Origin of the sequence: Pedobacter gandavensis (genome assembly GCF_032678745.1) — a bacterium.
GTDB classification, from domain to species: Bacteria; Bacteroidota; Bacteroidia; order Sphingobacteriales; family Sphingobacteriaceae; genus Pedobacter; species Pedobacter gandavensis_C.
This window is the reverse complement of the sequence record NZ_JAVTST010000003.1, coordinates 626,011-644,132: the sequence shown is the minus strand read 5'-3', so window position 1 is coordinate 644,132 and position 18,122 is coordinate 626,011. Positions and strand designations below refer to the sequence as shown.

10 protein-coding genes are annotated in these 18,122 nt (G+C 39.3%); 1 reads left to right on the top strand and 9 read right to left on the bottom strand.

Annotation, left to right across the window (positions count from 1 at the left end):
* Positions 1-16 precede the first annotated feature (16 nt).
* Positions 17-916: an LD-carboxypeptidase gene (locus R2S10_RS14100; protein ID WP_316841062.1), complete on the top strand. Its 900-nt coding sequence runs from the start codon at positions 17-19 to the stop codon at positions 914-916.
* A 339-nt stretch (positions 917-1,255) separates the two neighbouring features.
* Here R2S10_RS14100 and R2S10_RS14095 read toward each other — a convergent pair whose 3' ends face one another.
* From R2S10_RS14095 to R2S10_RS14055, 9 genes are all read right to left on the bottom strand, one after another.
* The gene (locus tag R2S10_RS14095) at positions 1,256-1,942 is read right to left on the bottom strand and encodes a hypothetical protein (RefSeq protein WP_316841061.1); all 687 of its coding nucleotides are present in this window, start codon (positions 1,940-1,942) and stop codon (positions 1,256-1,258) included.
* 67 nt (positions 1,943-2,009) lie between these two features.
* Positions 2,010-3,470 carry a RagB/SusD family nutrient uptake outer membrane protein gene (locus tag R2S10_RS14090; protein WP_316841060.1) on the bottom strand — a complete coding sequence of 487 codons (1,461 nt, stop codon included), beginning with the start codon at positions 3,468-3,470 and terminating at the stop codon, positions 2,010-2,012.
* 10 nt (positions 3,471-3,480) lie between these two features.
* Complete coding sequence (locus tag R2S10_RS14085) at positions 3,481-6,522, bottom strand: TonB-dependent receptor (RefSeq protein WP_316841059.1); 3,042 nt, start codon at positions 6,520-6,522, stop codon at positions 3,481-3,483.
* 388 nt (positions 6,523-6,910) lie between these two features.
* A complete protein-coding gene (locus R2S10_RS14080; RefSeq protein ID WP_316841058.1) occupies positions 6,911-8,377 on the bottom strand; it encodes a RagB/SusD family nutrient uptake outer membrane protein in 1,467 nt (488 codons plus the stop codon).
* 18 nt (positions 8,378-8,395) lie between these two features.
* Complete coding sequence (locus R2S10_RS14075) at positions 8,396-11,578, bottom strand: TonB-dependent receptor (RefSeq protein WP_316841057.1); 3,183 nt, start codon at positions 11,576-11,578, stop codon at positions 8,396-8,398.
* 272 nt (positions 11,579-11,850) lie between these two features.
* Positions 11,851-12,366 (bottom strand): lipid-binding protein, encoded by a 516-nt coding sequence (locus R2S10_RS14070; RefSeq protein ID WP_316841056.1) that lies wholly within the window; start codon positions 12,364-12,366, stop codon positions 11,851-11,853.
* 11 nt (positions 12,367-12,377) lie between these two features.
* Positions 12,378-13,034, bottom strand: coding sequence for a DUF5011 domain-containing protein (locus R2S10_RS14065; RefSeq protein ID WP_316841055.1), 657 nt, complete (start codon positions 13,032-13,034; stop codon positions 12,378-12,380).
* 29 nt (positions 13,035-13,063) lie between these two features.
* Complete coding sequence (locus R2S10_RS14060) at positions 13,064-14,548, bottom strand: SusD/RagB family nutrient-binding outer membrane lipoprotein (RefSeq protein ID WP_316841054.1); 1,485 nt, start codon at positions 14,546-14,548, stop codon at positions 13,064-13,066.
* 11 nt (positions 14,549-14,559) lie between these two features.
* Positions 14,560-17,742 carry a SusC/RagA family TonB-linked outer membrane protein gene (locus R2S10_RS14055; protein ID WP_316841053.1) on the bottom strand — a complete coding sequence of 1,061 codons (3,183 nt, stop codon included), beginning with the start codon at positions 17,740-17,742 and terminating at the stop codon, positions 14,560-14,562.
* Between the last annotated feature and the right edge of the window lie 380 nt (positions 17,743-18,122).

Sequence of the window (18,122 nt, the reverse complement as noted above, 5' to 3'; positions counted from 1 at the left end):
TATAAGTGTTTTACCTATGATTAAGCAGCCGCCATATTTAAAAAAAGGAGACAAAATTGGAATCGTCTCTCCCGCAAAGAAATTAACCACAGACCTGAGCAAAGCTATTGGCGTTTTAACACACTGGGGACTTGAAATCATAATGGCTGAACATGTCTATGCCTCGCATGATCAATTTGCAGGCACAGATGAGCAAAGACGAAAAGACCTTCAAAACTTTTTAGACGATCCAGAAATCAAAGCCGTTTTTGCTTCCAGAGGAGGTTACGGAACCATCCGAATCATAGATGAGCTTGATTTCTTGAAATTTCAGGAGCAACCAAAATGGGTAATTGGTTTCAGCGACATTACGATCTTATTGTCTCATATTTTGGCGCAGACTAACACCCAAAGTATTCACGGACAAATGCCAAAGACCTTTGAAGATGGTACAGCCGAATCTCTGGAATCTTTAAGGAAAGCACTTTTTGGCGAGGCATTAACTTACAGTTATGATAGCGAATTTGAGAACCGCCAAGGCAGCGCAACAGGAACTTTGATTGGTGGTAATTTGACCCTATTGCTGGCCGCAGAAGGTTCAAACTCTGCATTCGATTATACAGATAAAATTTTGTTCATAGAAGACGTGGGGGAACATGAATACGCAATCGACAGGATGATGAGAGCGCTCAAAAGAAGTGGTAAACTCTCCAAACTGAAAGGACTAATTGTTGGGGCATTTAATGGTTACGAAATAGAAGAGTTGCCATTCGGACAATGCCCGGAGCAAATCATACAAGAGGTTGTAAAGGACTACGATTATCCGGTTTGCTATAATTCTCCTGTAGGGCATATTAATGACAACAGGGCCATGATAATAGGAAAATCTGTTCAGTTAATCACCGAACAGAAAAAAACATCTCTAAAATTTCTATAAAAACCTGATAGTTCCGGCTACATCTTTTAAAATTTCCAATGATTCTGTACAAAAGATTATTCCTGGAGAATCACAACTTATACCAAAGAATTTGAAAACAAAATGGGAATTATAAAGGGCCCCTGATTCTGCATTTGCGAAATATCAGTACCTCTTCATAGTAAACGAGGGAGAGCATAAAAATGGAAGCGCTTAAAATAGCTTAACCGCCTAAATTAAGAGTATCAGTCCTAAGCGCAATAGTCAGGAGACAGAAGGAGTTATATCCCCCGAATTATCCAAGATTGAAGAATGAGTAGTATGATGTTCATAGAAACAACATACTACTTTAAAAATTAATTAAATCGAATCATAGTAAGCGAAAATCTTAACAAGGTCTGCATCGTCTTTTAGATTCAGTTTGTTCTCAGATAAATACTTCTTTACCTGTTCTACTTTTGGTCCCTTTAGTGCGCCCAGAATTGAATTTTTACTTCTCGTAATTTCAACCAATGAATTACCATCAATTGCTATATAGTACTTTGCAGTCTCGACAAAAGTCTTCGTCGTGGTGGCAGAGTTATACTCCCTGGCTTCTTTAATATCTTTACTTATTAGTTTTAATAATTTAGCCCCACCGTCATAAAGTACTTCGTAATAAGCATTCTGATCTGATTTATCAGCTAAGTTATAACCAGTCCGGAACAAACGGTCATAAAGCCTGAATTCCAGTGGTTTTTTAACAAAGGCCAAAGCCTCATTATTCTTACCTTTAAAAAGCAGTATGTAATCTTTAACATTCAGCTTTAGATCAATGTCTTTAAAGGTATCTCCATTCTCTAGTTTCACTATCCCTTTTATCCAGTCTTCCGTCAAAAAAGGGGAGCCCTTAATATCAACATATTCTCTGCCAGCTATAGGACGGCCTAGATTATCATTTAAAAGCATGTTTCCCCCGGCTCCCGCCTGGGACATTGCATTTTCAACCTGAAAAAGACACGCGATAAGGATTAAAAATCTAAAGTTAAAAGTTTTGGATAGCGTCATAAGAATAATTGGTTTTAATGGGTTAAAAATAAAAGAAGAGTGCCCTTACAGGCACTCTTCTTTTTAACTATTTCCATTCTGGATCTTGAACCAGATTTTTATTGATATTGATTTCCGATTGAGGAAATGGCATAGCCCAGTTTTTAGAATTAGCGGGCAATGTCACATAAGCTGCTGGTATTGGTGCACCATTACCATTTGAATTATCTCCATGGACTGCATCACGAACAATCGCTACATTTTGACGTTTCAAATCATAAAAACGATGACCTTCAAATGCAAGTTCTAAACGACGTTCTTTATCGATAGCAGCCAATAAAGCAGCGCCGGTTTCAGTACCTGCTACATATGGAACATACCGCTGAGCACGAAGGATATTTAATGTCGCTAAAGCTTTAGCTTCATCTTTAACAGAGCTGTTTTGCGCATAAGCTTCTGCTTTGTTTAATAAAACTTCAGCAACACGCAGCACTTTATAATCCAAAATATTCGCCGTACTTCCAGGACGTGAAAGCCATTTAGCAACATGATTATACGTCGTTGAAGCAGGAACATATAGCCCCGTTTTAATATAAGCTGCCTTTCTCACATCTGTAGCTGTATAAAGTGAATAAAAATCAAAAGTTGGCACGTATTCAGATTTAGTTCCATCCGAGCCTATAGTCTGGCTATAATATGTACCAATCTTCACATTGTCTTCATCCAACATTTTAATTTTAAACATTACACCTTTTTCAGTTGCATCGATAAAGATGTTCGGAACATCAGCAGCACTTCCAGGATTATCAGAAGTACCAGGAGCTACCGCCAAAGCACGGTCAGCAGCAGCTGCCGCATTTGCCCAGTCGCTTTTATTTAAGTATACTTTTGAAAGTAGACCGATAATTGCCGCTTTATTTAAACGTCCTACACCATTACTAACATTAGCAAGACCTTCTGCCTGTACAAAATCTGCAATAATCTTATCATAAGACTCTTTCATTGTATTACGTGATGGCAACAACGAAACATCAATACTAGTTACGAAAGGAATACCAAGATCCGTATTCTCAGTTGCTGCAGTATAACGTTTTGCATATAGTCTAAGTACATCAAAATGTGCCATTGCTCTCACAGCCAATGCTTCAGCTGTAATGTTGTTTTTCGAAGCACCTGCAGGAAGTTTATCAATGTTCAGGAGTATTGCGTTTGCTCTACGAATTACCGAATAAGCATTCCCAAATAACCCTGAGGTAGAATTTGAAGAATAAATCCATCTGTTAAATTCCTGATAAGATCTTCTACCCGTCGAGTTAATGATCATGTTATCAGAAAGAATATCTCCAAATAACACGGACTCTCCTCCAAGGTAGGAAGCCTGTCCCCTTAGCCCTGCATACATCCCTTTTGTTGCCAGGTCAAAATCACCTGGATTGTTAAACACGATATCACTGGAAATCCCATTAGACGGCGTCTGAACTAATTCTTTCTTGCAGGATGAGAAAGCCATTACTCCCAAAATGCCTATATATAATATTTTCTTTTTCATTTTTTTAAAATTAGAATGTAATACTTGCACCAAAAGTAAATGCTCTAGATGGTGTGTATGGGTATAGCGAAAGTACACCAGGTTGATCAGTACGTTCATTGTTACCTGTTCCTACCTCTGGATCTCCTTTGTAATCTGAAGCATGAGTAAACAAGTTAGTTCCTTGTAAATACACACGTACATTCTGAAGTTTCACTTTATTTATCCATTGTTTTGGAAGATCATAGCTCAACATTACATCTCTTAAGCGAATATAATCACCTTTCTGAAGATATTTATCTACAGCATCAGGTTGAGCCGCGCCGGCTACAGGAGCTTTATACTTTACCACATCACCCGGTTTTCTCCAATAATTCAATGCATCAGCAGCCTGTGGTGTTGAAGGATCATTTCCTTGGTTCACTAAATCTCTCCATACGATGTTATAGATATAGTTTCCATAATTATAGAACAATGATGCACTCAATGTAAGGCTCTTGTAAGCAACAGATGTACCAATTGTACCGAAGTATTTTGGGTTAGCTGATTTATTAAGTGCTACCTGATTTGCTCCAACTTTAGTTACATCACTGAAAGTATTTCCATTTTTATCATAGAACATCTCTTCACCTGTCTGAGGATCAATTCCTGCCCAACGTGTTAAATAATAAGTGTTTACTGGTAACCCAACTTTTAAGGTCGTGTAAGCTCCTGGCAATTCTTTTACGTCCCCGTAAAGTTTTTCAACTTTGTTTTTATTGTTAGAGATGTTAAAGCTTAAATTCCAGGTAAAGTCATCGTTTCTGATTACGTCACCATCAATGCTAAACTCTACACCTTTATTTGACAATTCAGCCGCATTTTCTAAACGACTGGTAAAACCTGTTGTTTGTGATTTAGGAACTCTGTACAATAGGTTTTTAGAGTATCTTTCGTAATAATCAAAACTACCTCTTAAACGGTTATTAAACATCGCAAACTCTAAACCTATGTTATAGGCAGTGTTGTCTTCCCATGATAAATTAGCGTTACCCAATACGGTCTCGCCAATTACACTCTGTCCATTGTATTTACCGAAAGAGTAAACACCTTGAGAATCAAAGTTACCAATCTGATTGTTACCAGTTGTACCAACAGATGCTCTTACTTTCAATTGATCAACAACTGATCCCATAGCCTCCTGAATGAAATCTTCTTTGATCGCATTCCATGCTACACCAGCAGACCAGAATGTACCAAAACGATTGTCAGTACCGAATCTCGATGAACCATCTCTTCTAATGGAAGCATCCGCAAAATATTTTTGCTTATAATTATATCCCAACTTTCCGAAATACGAAACCTGAGTCCAGGCTGTTCTTGATGAGGTAACCGAATTTGGTCTTGCCCCGTTATTCTGAGTACTGTAATAAGTATCTTTTGAAGGATAACCTTTACTGTTGAACTGATAAGCAGTTCCTTTACTTTGCAAATATTCGAACCCGATTAAACCATTTAATTCATGATCATCAGCAATTTTCTTAGAATATGAAGCTGTATTACTCCAGATATAGAAGAAATTTTCATTACCATTGTCATCTTTATAACCTGGAGCAGCTGTTCCAAAAATTGCCGCATCTACAGGTGAGCCAGGAACATAAAATGTTTCCGCAGCTGTTTTCGTATAGTTCATACCAATACTTGATCTCACCAATAAGTTTTCAATCGGCGTGATGTCAGCAAAAGCATTTCCACTTGCATATACTCTATTGGCAATGGCAGGGGCATCTAAGATCGATTGTATTGGATTTAATCCCTGGTTGGTTGGGTTATAGTTTCCATTAGGCAATCTTAATGGCTCGTAAGAGTTTAAGAAATAAAAAGATCCAAACGGAGACAATACGTTATAACTCTCACGAACATTTGTATCACTAGTATAAGCACCAGTAATACTTGTACCAACTTTTAACCATTCTTTTGCTTTATATTCTGTATTTAAACGACCACCAGTTCTTTTAAATGAAGAACCAAAAGCAATACCATCTTCCGTATAACGATTCAGGTTAAAATAATAAGTCATTTTCTCAGTAGCTCCTGATAAACCTAACTGGTGACTCTGTACCTTTCCTTTACGGAACAAATCATCAGCCCAATCGTGATTTACTGCCTCTAAAGTACTCCACATAGCATTTCTATCTGCAACCGGAATAGTGAAGATACTCGAATTAGCTGGGTATTTTCCGGCAGTAATTCCAGCATTAACCGCTGATTTTAGCTGATCATTCTGGAATTTTGCATCAAATTCATACTGCAATTTATCAGGAATATTCATTAGGTCAAAATTGTCCTTATTACGCTTTCTGATACCACTTTGGAAATCATAAGTGAATTTAGCTTCACCCATTTTCCCTTTTTTAGTCGTAATCAATAACACCCCATTTGCTGCTCTTGAACCATAAATGGCCGTAGAAGAAGGATCTTTTAATAAGGTCGCATTTTCAATATCGTTAGGATTTACCGAGTTAAGGTTAGGTGCATCAACACCATCCACTAGGATCAATGGTTGATTTCCACCTGTAATAGAAGAGGTACCACGAACACGTAAAAATGGTGGATCACCAGGTTTACCTGAGTTACCCAATACCATTAAACCAGGTAACTTACCTTGAAGTGAGGCTGCAACGTTCGCATTTGGAACATTAGCTAGCTGTTCTCCTTTAATAGAAGCCTGTGCACCAGTGTTACTTGCTTTGGTCTGCACACCATATCCGGTTACTACAACCTCATTTAATCCTTTTGAATCATTTTCTAATGCAACATCAATTACGTTAGCAGACCCAATTGATCTAACTGCTGTAAGAAAACCCAAATAAGAGAATTCAATTGCTGTAGCATTTTTTGACACTGTTATGGAATATTTACCATTTCCACCAGTTTGCGTGCCACCAACTGCTCCTTTGAGCCTTACAGTTACGCCCGGGAGTGGTTTTCCATCAGTTCTGTCCGTAACCGTACCAGTAATTGTCCGATCTTGAGCCATCACAGATCCTGCGACGAACATCAAAATGAACAAACTTTGTAAAAGTTTTTTCATAAAAAATAAATTTAGGTTAGTTAATAATGACTGAATATAGGCGATTTAGTATGCCTGCCTACCAGAAATGGGTACCAAGAAAAACAAATGACAATAAAATGACACTTACAAACAGTGGTTTGTTTGCCTCAATGAATGCTAAAAACGCCATTATTTTGACGACCAACACCGTTTTCTGCTTGTTTGTTCTAAATAAAAATCCAAACATCAGCAGCATGACAATATTTAACATTTTTTAACGACTTAAATGAAAATATTTACTCCCCCCGACAGAAAACACAAAAAACTAAATTTATTCCATTCAAAAAATACCTTTTAAAATTACAGGAAAGAAACGGAGGTTTCCAAGCTATAAATTAGCGAGTCAACCTCCGTTATTTGCAAAACATTAATTATTGTCTTTCATTAGTTTATTCAACGATAATTCATCAGAAGAAATTGGCCAGATATACCCACTCTCTGTTGGCAGTTTACCCGGTGCTCCTCCTTTTCCTGGAATCGGCAGTAACAAACGTGTCAAATCAGGAGCCCTTAAGCCTTCTCCTAAAAACTCTATTCGTCTTTCAGTCAGTAATGCTGTAGTGAAATCAGCTACCGATGCTGGCGCCAAAGTAGTAGTTGCATCCGAACGTTGGCGAACGGCGTTAAGCAACAATAAGGCTTGTGGATCTATAGAATTTGTACTTCTTACCCTTGCTTCGGCAAGATTCAACAAGACTTCCGACCAACGAATCACAGGAACCCAGTCTGTATACGGATTAGGAGCAATAAATTTTGAAACAAACTGCTTCCCACTGGCCGCCTTGAACACCAAACTCCTTCTCTTATCGGTCGCTTTCCAACTTACATCCGAGACAATACCAATAGAATTAAGCGAGAATTCCGTAGTACCTGGTGTAGCATTCGTAAAATAGAAATAACTAGCCATTGAGTTTTGTGTTCCTGGATAATCCAAAGGCGATGCACTTGTACCCATAGGTAGTGAAAACACAGATTCTGTGGTGGTATACGGAGCCTTAAATACCGTAGTAATATCGGGCTGCATCTCATTTACCACCCCTGAAGTTGCTTTAAAAGGGGCAACAGCAGGAACTATTTTATTGGCTTCAAGAATTACTTCCGGATATTTACCCATAGATAAGTATACCCTTGTTTTTAATGCAATCGCTGTGTTTTTATGTGCCCTTGTCGTATTTAAGATCGCATTTGCATTTGTCAGCTTCAGGTTCGCTTCTGCAAAATCCAAATCAGCAAGAATTTGCTTGTAAACATCTGCAACAGAGCTTCTAGCCATATCCGAAAAACCTTGGCTGATCACACCTGTCAACCTCAATGGTAGCCCAGGTTTGCTACCATCACCATCAGCATATGGACGTGCATATAATTGCAATAAGCTATAATAAGTAAGTGCCCTAACCAAACGTGCCTCAGCAATATACCCTGCGGCAACAGCCTCGCCTACCACGCCGGTTCCTTTCGCTGCCATTCCGTCAATAAACACATTACAACGGTTTATAGCCAGATAACCTTGCGCCCATAGCGTTTTTACAGAGGTTGCACTATTGGCCACATTCATACTCCAAACATCTGATGCCGTCACAAGATTAGAGGTCTCATTGATAAAATCATCCCCTCTAACATTACCATATACCAAGTAGCGTCCGCCATATAGCGTCCCGGCTTTTAGTGAGGTGTATAAGGAAATCGCCTGACTTTCAATACGAAATGGAGTATCAAAAGCAAACTCAATTGAAACGGTAGTTTCAGGAACAGGATTTAACTTCTCCTTTTTGCAGGAGCCAGACAAAACCGCGATCGTGGTTAGCGTCGCTATATATAAATTTCTTTTCTTCATGATTGATAATTTTGAGTCTTAAAAACCTAGACTTAGCCCCATTGTATACGTTCTTGCATTAGGTCCGGAATTCCTATCTGAACCCTGACCTGCAGCATTCACCCCATTCGAAGCCACTTCAGGATCTGGTCCTGGATATTTCGTGATGATAGCCAGATTCTGCCCTGATACATAAAATCTTAAATTGCTGAGTTTATACTTACTCAATAAGTGCTGAGGAATCGTATAGCCAAGAGATAGGTTTCTAAGTTTCACAAAATCTCCCTTGAATACATTGATGTCTAATGGAATGGTATTTCCGTAAGATACATTGTCTCCATATACTGGTCTTGGAAACTCTGTCACATCACCTGCTTGCTTCCAACGGCCCAAAACATCAACTGCATTATTCCAGAAACGTTGGTCATGCAAACCTGCATTTGTTCCATAAGAAACATAAAATCCAAGTTGATAAGTCAACATTACATTTAGGTCAAACCCTTTATAACGAAAAGTATTGTCAAATCCACCATAAGCTTTTGGAGCAGTATTTTTATACATCACCCCGTCAGCTGCCTGTGTAATTGCAGGCGCAGCAGTACCGTCGTCCAGATATCTCCAGTTAGGCTGCAATGCTGGGTTAATGTGCTGATAAGTCACTTTTCTTCCAGCGCCATTAATAAATATTCTTCTTCCGGTTGCTGGATCTACCCCCCCTGTTTTCACTACATACAAATAACCTAGAGAATAACCTGGAGCTGTTCTGTTTACATTCTCTCCTGTAGCCGTGCTACCTGTTGCAAAAATGATCTCATTTAAACCGGGCGCTAATGCCGTAACTTCATTTTTATTAAAGGAAATATTAAAATTACTGGTCCAGCTGAAATCATTCGTCATCACCGGTTTACCAGAAATGGCAAATTCAAAACCTCTGTTATACATGCTTCCTGCATTCAATAAGATACTGGAAGGAACACCGGTTGAAGGTGCCTGAGGAACATTGATAATTAAACCATCAATATTGTTTTTATAATAAGCTACCTCTGCAGTTAAGCGGTCATTTAGCACACCAAAGTTAAAGCCTATATCAGTTTTCTTACTAGTTTCCCATTTCAGCTCCTTATTACCTGCAGCATTATATACCGAGGAAGCGATACCTCCGTATAAGCCCGGACTAAAAGTTGTAAATGTTGCATAATTTTCAATTCCTCCAATATTCCCTACCTTACCATAACTTCCTCTTAGCTTGAAGCTGCTAAAAATATCGCTCATACTTGAATTGATCCAGAAGTTTTCTTTAGTGATTTCCCATCCTGCAGAAGCACCCCAGAAAGTTCCTTTTTTCTGTCCAAGCGCAGAATATTCATCTTGCCTTAAATTAGCACTCAAGAAATATTTTCCATCATAATTGTAATTTAAACGCCCGAAATAGGAAAGCAAATAATTTTCACCTCTAGCCATACCTGAAGCATTGTTCAGCGTAAAACCTGCCTGAACATTATCATATCCAGGGTCTGTCAATCCCTGACGATCAATACCGTATCCACGAACAGTATTCCTTTGTTGCTCCTGACCTAATAACAGATTGAAGTTATGTTTGTCTATACTATGAACTGCCTGTGCAGTATTCGTCCAGGTCCAATTCTTCCTTTTTCTAAAAGTACCAATACCTTCCCCATTAGGACCCTGACCTGTCCCATGAATCGGATTGTAAAAAACATCATTATCACTACCAATATAATCGATGCCGTACACAGAACGTAGATTCAACCATTTTACCGGATTAACCTGTATGTAAATGTTTGACAGTACATGGTCTGTTTCATTATTTTCTCTGTTCTTGTCAAGGATCTGCACGAAATTATAAAACCCAACCTGGTTACTTGCCACCACATTGTTCATCGCACCAACAAAAGTCCCACCCAGATTGTAAGATCCATCATTATTATATGGAGAAACATTGGGCGCATTTACTATTGCAGTTCTTGCCACTCCAGCTGTGCCATAAGCTTCACCAAACAATGAACCACTGCTAATTGCAGCTAGATTCTGCTCATTGGAATAAGACAACTTACCACCAACAGATAAATAATCATTGATCTTACTGTCAATGTTAAACAAGGCATTCATTCTTTTGAAATCATTCTTTTCATAGATACCTTGTTGGTTCGTATATCCTGCACCGAGGTAATACTTGGTGCTTTCTGTTCCACCAGATACATTGACATTGTGGTTCTGAGAGAAGCCTGTACGATAAGCATAATCCAGCCAATTCGTATTAATAGGTGTCCCATCCGGTCCATTCGTTAATGCAAATTTTGGAAGAGTTGAAACACCTCCTACCAGAATATTCACACTCCCTGGTCTAATTGAATTTGCATTTGCAACCGCTTCATTTTTATAATCTGTATATTGAAAAGCATCCAATAATTCCGGAAGGCGATAAGGGCTCGACCAACCCACCCAAGCATCATAATTTATTCGTGGCACCCCTGTTTTTCCTTTTTTAGTAGTTACAAAAACTACCCCATTTGCTGCACGGCTACCATAAATAGCTGTTGAAGCTGCATCTTTCGCGATGTCAATACTTTCAATGTCATTGGGATTGATACTTGATAAAGGATTTGAGGCCGTAGCCGTTAAAGACTGATCTCCTGTAGTTGCTACAATTCCATCAATTACAAAAAGCGGTTGAGAACTCAACGACACTGAGTTTGTTCCCCGAATTCTAAATACTGGTGGTGCATTTAATACTCCCGTAGGGACCGTGATCTGAACACCAGAAGCTCTTCCGGCCAAACCAGCTTCAAAACTTTGAACCGGTTTCTCAGCAATAGCTGCCCCACTTACCGAAGCGGTGCTTCCTGTGATTTCGCCTCTTTTCTGGGTACCATAGCCAACTACAACCAACTCATTAAGGTCATTTGCATCGCTACCCATGCTCACATTGACAACATTACTACTGCCTATTGGTTTCGTAACACCTGTATATCCCAGGTAAGAGAACTCCAGGCTGGTTATTCCTGAGGGCACTTTAATGGAATAACGTCCATCTGCCGCCGACTGAGTGCCACCTTTAGCCCCTTTTAGTCGAATTGTTACTCCTGGTAGTGGCTTTCCGTCGCCATTATCCGTAACTGTTCCTGTAATTGTCCGCTCCTGTGCCATTGCAGATCCCGCAATAAACAACAGAATGAACAAACTCCGTAGAAGTTTCTTCATAAAAAATTAAAATTTAGGTTAGTTAATAGTTTCCTTAAGATATGTAAGATTTCTGATATAATTGAGTCATTTATCATATTTTTGTCTTTTTATTAAAAAAATGCAACAAAACACAATTACCTGAACTATTGCTACTTACAAAATACGCCTTGGCGGTGTAAAAAACCAAACATCAACATAAATAGCTCCTTTAAAATAAGTTATAAAAAAAAAGGTTGGCTCATCTTTAAAGACGAGCCAACCTTTTTCATTTGCTATTCCGCTAAGCAACCTTAATGGTCATCTTCCGGGAATTTAGTCCGGTGATAACCAGAAAGTTGGTAAATCGTTCCTGGATCATCAGAAAACTCAATTTCAAATGAAATCCCATCAGATACTGCTTTTGACGCTGGTCCTACATAGGTGTTTTTAGTCACCTTACCTTTAGTTACATTAAAGGTCATTGTTGGATCATAATAGGCTCCGGCATTCTTAGCTTTATCCGCAGAAAAGGAAAGATCCGGCACATTTACATTAACTTTTGCAAAAACCATTTCATTATTATTCGAATTTGCCCAGATGGAACTCACATCAAGCCACATTTGTGTGGCCGAATTATCCGAAGTATTATAGGTGATCACCTTGTAATAGTCCTCTCCATAACTGGCGGTAAATTGGCCACCTACCTTCAACTGGACCCACCATTCGCCGGAAACCTCCTGAACAGCAGTCCCTCCAACTTCCTCCTCCTTCTTACAGGCAGAAAGGCCAATAATAAATAGCGAGAGTATATATATGTATTTTTTCATGTTGCGCTGTTTTAAATTTGTTTAACAAAGACCCTTAATGCCGGGCCGTAACCTGCATTTACCACTACCCATGAATAAGTGTTTCCAGCGAGGTTATAGCTCTCATCTTTTGAGGCCCAGGCACCGGAATCCGTATTCTGCGGTGGAATAGAAATGACAGATCCGGTAGGATTTACGGCAACTACAATGATGCCATCAGCACCTGGTGCACCTCCTGGATTGGCTACCAGGTAAACTCCCGGACCAATTTTCTTCCAGTTAGAGGCTACGCTATTTGAAGCGCGCAGGTATTTACCTGAAAAATCTCTGGCAGCAGCATCAGGCTGAGTATCGTATACAATCACCTGTCTCGTTGCTGTAGCAGAAAAACCATCTGCATTCTCAGCTGAGTAAGTTACAGCATAGACGCCTGCCACCGAAGTGTTTACAGACCCAGATACCACTACGGGTGAATCATCGGTACCTACTTTTGCCGTTGCTCCGGGATCAGTAAAAGTTCCACCTTTTGCTACTATAAAGTACTTTTCCCCCTTCATTGTAATGATCGGGAAATAGGTGATCTTAGAAATCCCTACCGTCCCAGGAGGATAATTAAAGGATTCCTTCTTACACGACAAGAACGTCATGGCTAGAATCCCTATTACTATGATATTTAAATATTTTTTCATGACTCTGGTTTAAATTTAAAATCAAACACTTATTTACCCCACCACACTTTAACATAGATTGGAACTTCTGTAGGAACATTGATGTTTCTATCCCTTGAAGAAGCAGGCCAAACCAGTCGTTTAGGGAATCTACCACCACCGGTAACACCATTTTTTGCGTACACCCATTGTCCTGGAATATAACTATCTGCTGTTGAATATACTGGAGAAGTTACTGGATAGCCAGTTCGTTGTTGCTCAAAAAACGCTTCCAAAGCATGAGATCCTGGCAAAGAAGCCCATTTTTGCGTAATGATCGCCTCTAATTTTGTTTCAAAACTTCCGGCTGTTGGATAAGCGTATAGCTCCCCTGTACCTACGAAACCATCAGAAGACGAACCCGATGCAGTGAAAGATGCCTCAATACCTTGATTATATAGCGCTTCAGCACCTACACCCGCAAAATAACGCTCCAAAGCCTCTGCCTGCATAAAGAAAGACTCTGAATCAGAAATAAACCAAACTGGATCTGTTGCTTTTTGAGCAGCAACGCTTGCATTTGCATAAGTTGGTTGTTCTTGCTGTGTAGCGGCAAAATCACCTTGATTTTGTCCAATAGGACTTGCTGTACCAAAATATTTAGTGGCACGAGGATCCTCGTTCTCAATCAACCAACTGCTAAAAGTATAACTCGCTCTTAAATTTGTAGTCGTATTTAGGCGCCTCACATTAGACTCATACATTGGATTACTGTTATTCGGACTATCTTCAAATTTGGCGATACCTGCACCAACGGATAAGAAATTAGCACCATCCGTATACAGCGCCCTGATTCCGGCCTCTGCTTCTGCAGGCTTCGCATTTACCATTCGCAAATACATTTTCAATTTCAAAGTATTGGCAAACTGCACCCATCGAGCCATATCTCCAGCAAAAAGGAAATCCCCTTTTGCCTGGCTTCCTGTTAAAGGAATACTGGTAAAATCTTTCGTTAAGGCAGTATTAATCTCCGTCAGCAAGGACTGATAAATGAAATAGCCATCATCATATTTAGGCTGCAGATTTGCCGAACCCTGGAAAGCTTCAGTATAAGGGAGTTGATCATAAAGATCAACCAATACCTGATAGGTATAGGCCTTCATAACTGTCGCCATCAGGTTGTAACGCCAATCGCTGGCATCCTGTGCTTTTTTAATTGCCAACTGATAATCAGCAAGCGCCCCGGCAAAAAGCTGATCGGAACCTCCGTTAAAGTCAGTTCTGGTCAAGTTGTAAGTATCAATGGTTTTATATTGATTGGAGGCGAAAGATTGCGTCCAATATTGAGACCAAATTCCTCCCAAAATTGCCATATCGCCACCTACGCGACCTGCGGTAGACATGACAGCAGATGGAAACAATACTTCCGGGGAAGCCGCTTCAATAGCTGGGTTATTTGGATCAACATTGACATCCAGGGTCTTCTTACACCCAAAGGTCAGGAAGAATAAGCCGGATAGGATCAGTGGCCTTATATAGTTAGTTATATTTTTCATCGCTCAAATAATTAAAATGAAACTTTTAATGATGCCCCAAAGAATCTCACTGGTGGTGCTGTTCTAAACTCACCAAACTCACCTGCAAGATCATTTCCTTGATTGGAAACCTCAGGGTCGATGGTGCTGTTAGATTTAGGTAGCCAGGTAACCAGGTTTCTTCCAAATACGGAAACAGTTGCCCTTTTTGCAAGGATCTTAGCCGCAATAGCCTCAGGCAGACTATAGCTCAAAGTCACTTCTCTTAATTTAAGGAAGGTTTTATCCAGAATACGGTTGCTGTAAACTAAGGCTTTATTGGTAGTTGGATAATAATAATCATCGATTTTTCCTTCCAGGATAGGCGTTACGTTTTCTTCATATCTGATTAGATTTCCGTTTGCATCCGTCACCTTCTGTACCGAATTAGGCACAATAAAAGGTTTACGATCATTGTAGAGTGTCTTTTTATCCGCACCAACGAAGTTTAACAAATCTGCTGTTCCGGAATAGAATACGCCACCTTTTTGGTAATCAAACGTAAAACCAAGTCCAAAGCGTTTATAAGAAAGCATATTCGTTAAACCCATGGCAAAATCGCGTTGAATATTACCATATTTCTTATTCTCGGTAGCCACTACAGGAAAACCCGTAGCATCCACTACAATACGGCCATCTGGCGCATATTCTGGTCCCGGAGCTTCCAATACCCCTAGAGGCTGACCTTTTTCAGCAATTAAATTTGCTTCATAAGCACCATTAATAATCACTTTATCTAATCCCTCTGGTAATTCCAATACAGTATTACGCGCTCTTGAGAAAGTGTAAGTCATGTTCCAGTTGAAATCTTTACTCACTACTGGTTTCAGATTTAAAGCCATCTCAATACCGCGGATTCTTACTTTACCGAAGTTTAATATTTTAAACTGATAACCGGATGCCGGGTCAATTGGAACTGGAAGAATCTGGTCATTTCTATTTCTGTTGAAATAAGTAACATCTAAACCAATTCTTTCATTCAGGAACCTGATATCCATACCGAATTCGTACTCTTTTACTCTTTCAGGTTTCAGGTCTTTATTATTTAAAGTATTCGCGATGGTAAATCCTGCCACACCAAAAATTGGAAAACCGATGTTTCCAAATCCTAGAGGAACATTCGTAGGATTTAACACGTCATTAATACGGTAAGGTTGTGTATCACTACCTGTTTCACCATAACTGGCTCTTAATTTTAAGAAGCTAATTGGTGTTTTTTTCAGGTCAAAAGCATCAGATACCACATAAGCTAAACTCACTGCCGGGTAGAAATAACTATTATTTCCTGGTGCCAGCGTAGAAGTCCAGTCGTTCCTTCCGGTTACGGTCAGGAACAAATTGTTTTTGTATCCTAAAGTTGCAGTAGCATAGGCACCAAATAACCTGCGGTGGGATTCTACTTCCGCACTCGTTGGCTTATTGGCACTATTACTCAAATGGAAGAATCCTGGAATGGCCAGATCCTCCACAGAGGTGGTTAAAAATCTGGAACCTCTATCGTTATAATTCACCCCAACTAATCCATCTAACTCAAAATCCGAAAAAGTTTTCTTGAAGATGGCATTAAACTTGGAATCAAACTCGAAAGTTTTAATCGACTCTTCTATTACACGTCCTACATCGGGAGCCCTACTTTGTCCTTCCACATTTCCTCCTGCATTATAACTCCCAACAGAAGGTGCATTTTTATTGTGCCATTGTTTATCTCCTGCATTGTCCACATCCGCTCCCTGTTGGAATTGTAGTGACAACCAGTCGTTCACTTTATAGCCCATATTTACATTCCCATAGATACGGTCATTTTTATAACGGCTACCATTTTCATAGATAGAATAGTAAGGGTTTTCCGCGTATGGCGTGAAATAATTGTCTACGTTAAAGAACTTGTTCTTATAATCCTGCAAATCCCTGATTGGAATATCTCCTGGAATTTGTAGAATATCCTCATAAAAAGAAGAACCCACACCTGATATCCCTTGTCCCTGTGCCACAAACCTTTGTGTTTTAGTCACGTAGTTCATGCTCGCATCAATTGAAAAGGCACCAAGTTTAGTTGACCCTTTTAAGGTTATGTTATTCCTTTTATAAGAATCCGCATTGGTTGGCAAATAACCATCACTAAATACATTTCCATAAGAGAAGTAAAAAGTACTCAAGTCATTACCACCACTAATGGCGATATTACTGTTTAGCTCCAAACCATTGTCTAAAGCATCTCTTACGTTGTTCTTAATGTAGGAGAAAGGTTTTAACAGTTGAGAGTTATCTACGATTGCACCCCATGGACGGACGATGCCATCATATTTAGGACCCCAGTTACCATTTTCCGAAGGGATAAAAGTACCATCCCAACCTTGACCGAATACATCCTGTACCTTAAATACAGTAGCCACCTGAGTCAGTGTGCTGGCATGAGAGAACTCGATCACCGTTTTTCCTGCTGCCCCCTTTTTGGTGGTGATCAGGATTACACCATTCGACCCTCTTGAACCATACAACGCGGTTGCAGCTGATCCTTTCAGGATACTCATGCTTTCGATAGAGTTTGGATTAATGTCATTCGCATTGTTTCCAAAGTCATAATTACTGTCAGAACCAATACTTGAATTATCTAAGGGAACACCATCAATTACATACAAAGGCTGATTACTTCCACCGATAGAGGTGAAACCTCTCAGAATAACCTTCGTTGAACCACCTGGAGAACCAGAAGAGTTGGAAATTGTAACGCCGGCAACTTTACCTTGTAAACCACCAAGCATGCTCACTGGAGCAGCCTTATTGATTTCTTCGGATCTAACAGTTGTTTCGGCATAACCAATTGTCTTCTTTGCCTTGTTGATTCCCAGTGCGGTTACAACTACCTCATTCAAGGCTCTGGAATCAGAAGATAAGGTTACGTTTATTACATTTCCTGAAGAAATGGGTTTTACCTGAGTCAAATATCCCAGATAAGAGAATTCGAGTTCCGTTGCACTACTTGGTGCTTCTATAGCATACTTTCCGTCGCTATTACTTTGCGTACCAATTTTAGTGCCTTTCACTCTGACAGTTACTCCGGGAAGCGGCTTGCCGTCCTCCTTGTCCGTAACTACACCATTAATTGTTCGATTTTGAGCCATCGCAGTACCTGCGATAAAAATCAAAATGAGCAAACTTTGTACAAGTTTTTTCATAAGTCGATTAAAATTAGGTTGTTAAATCATTACTTAAATTTAAGTATTGTTAGGCCTAAGGAGTTCAAAGAAAATTGACGTAAAAGACAAATGACAATTCAATGACACTATTTTTTGAACTTAATTTTGGTATACATCAATAAAACCACATAAAATTTCTCAATACAACATAAAACTGATATTTGATTCGTTTGTCACGATAAACTTACTCTAAGTAGCAGTGTTTTGCTATTCTAACTTAGTTAGAATAATTTAACTCATTTTTTCGTCAGAACTTTAAAAACAAGAAAACCAAAGGCATTTCTCTTTTAAAATAAAGCGCTGAGATTACTAAAAAATGGCGCATCAAAAATTCTCAGCAATAAAAAAGACTACTTAAT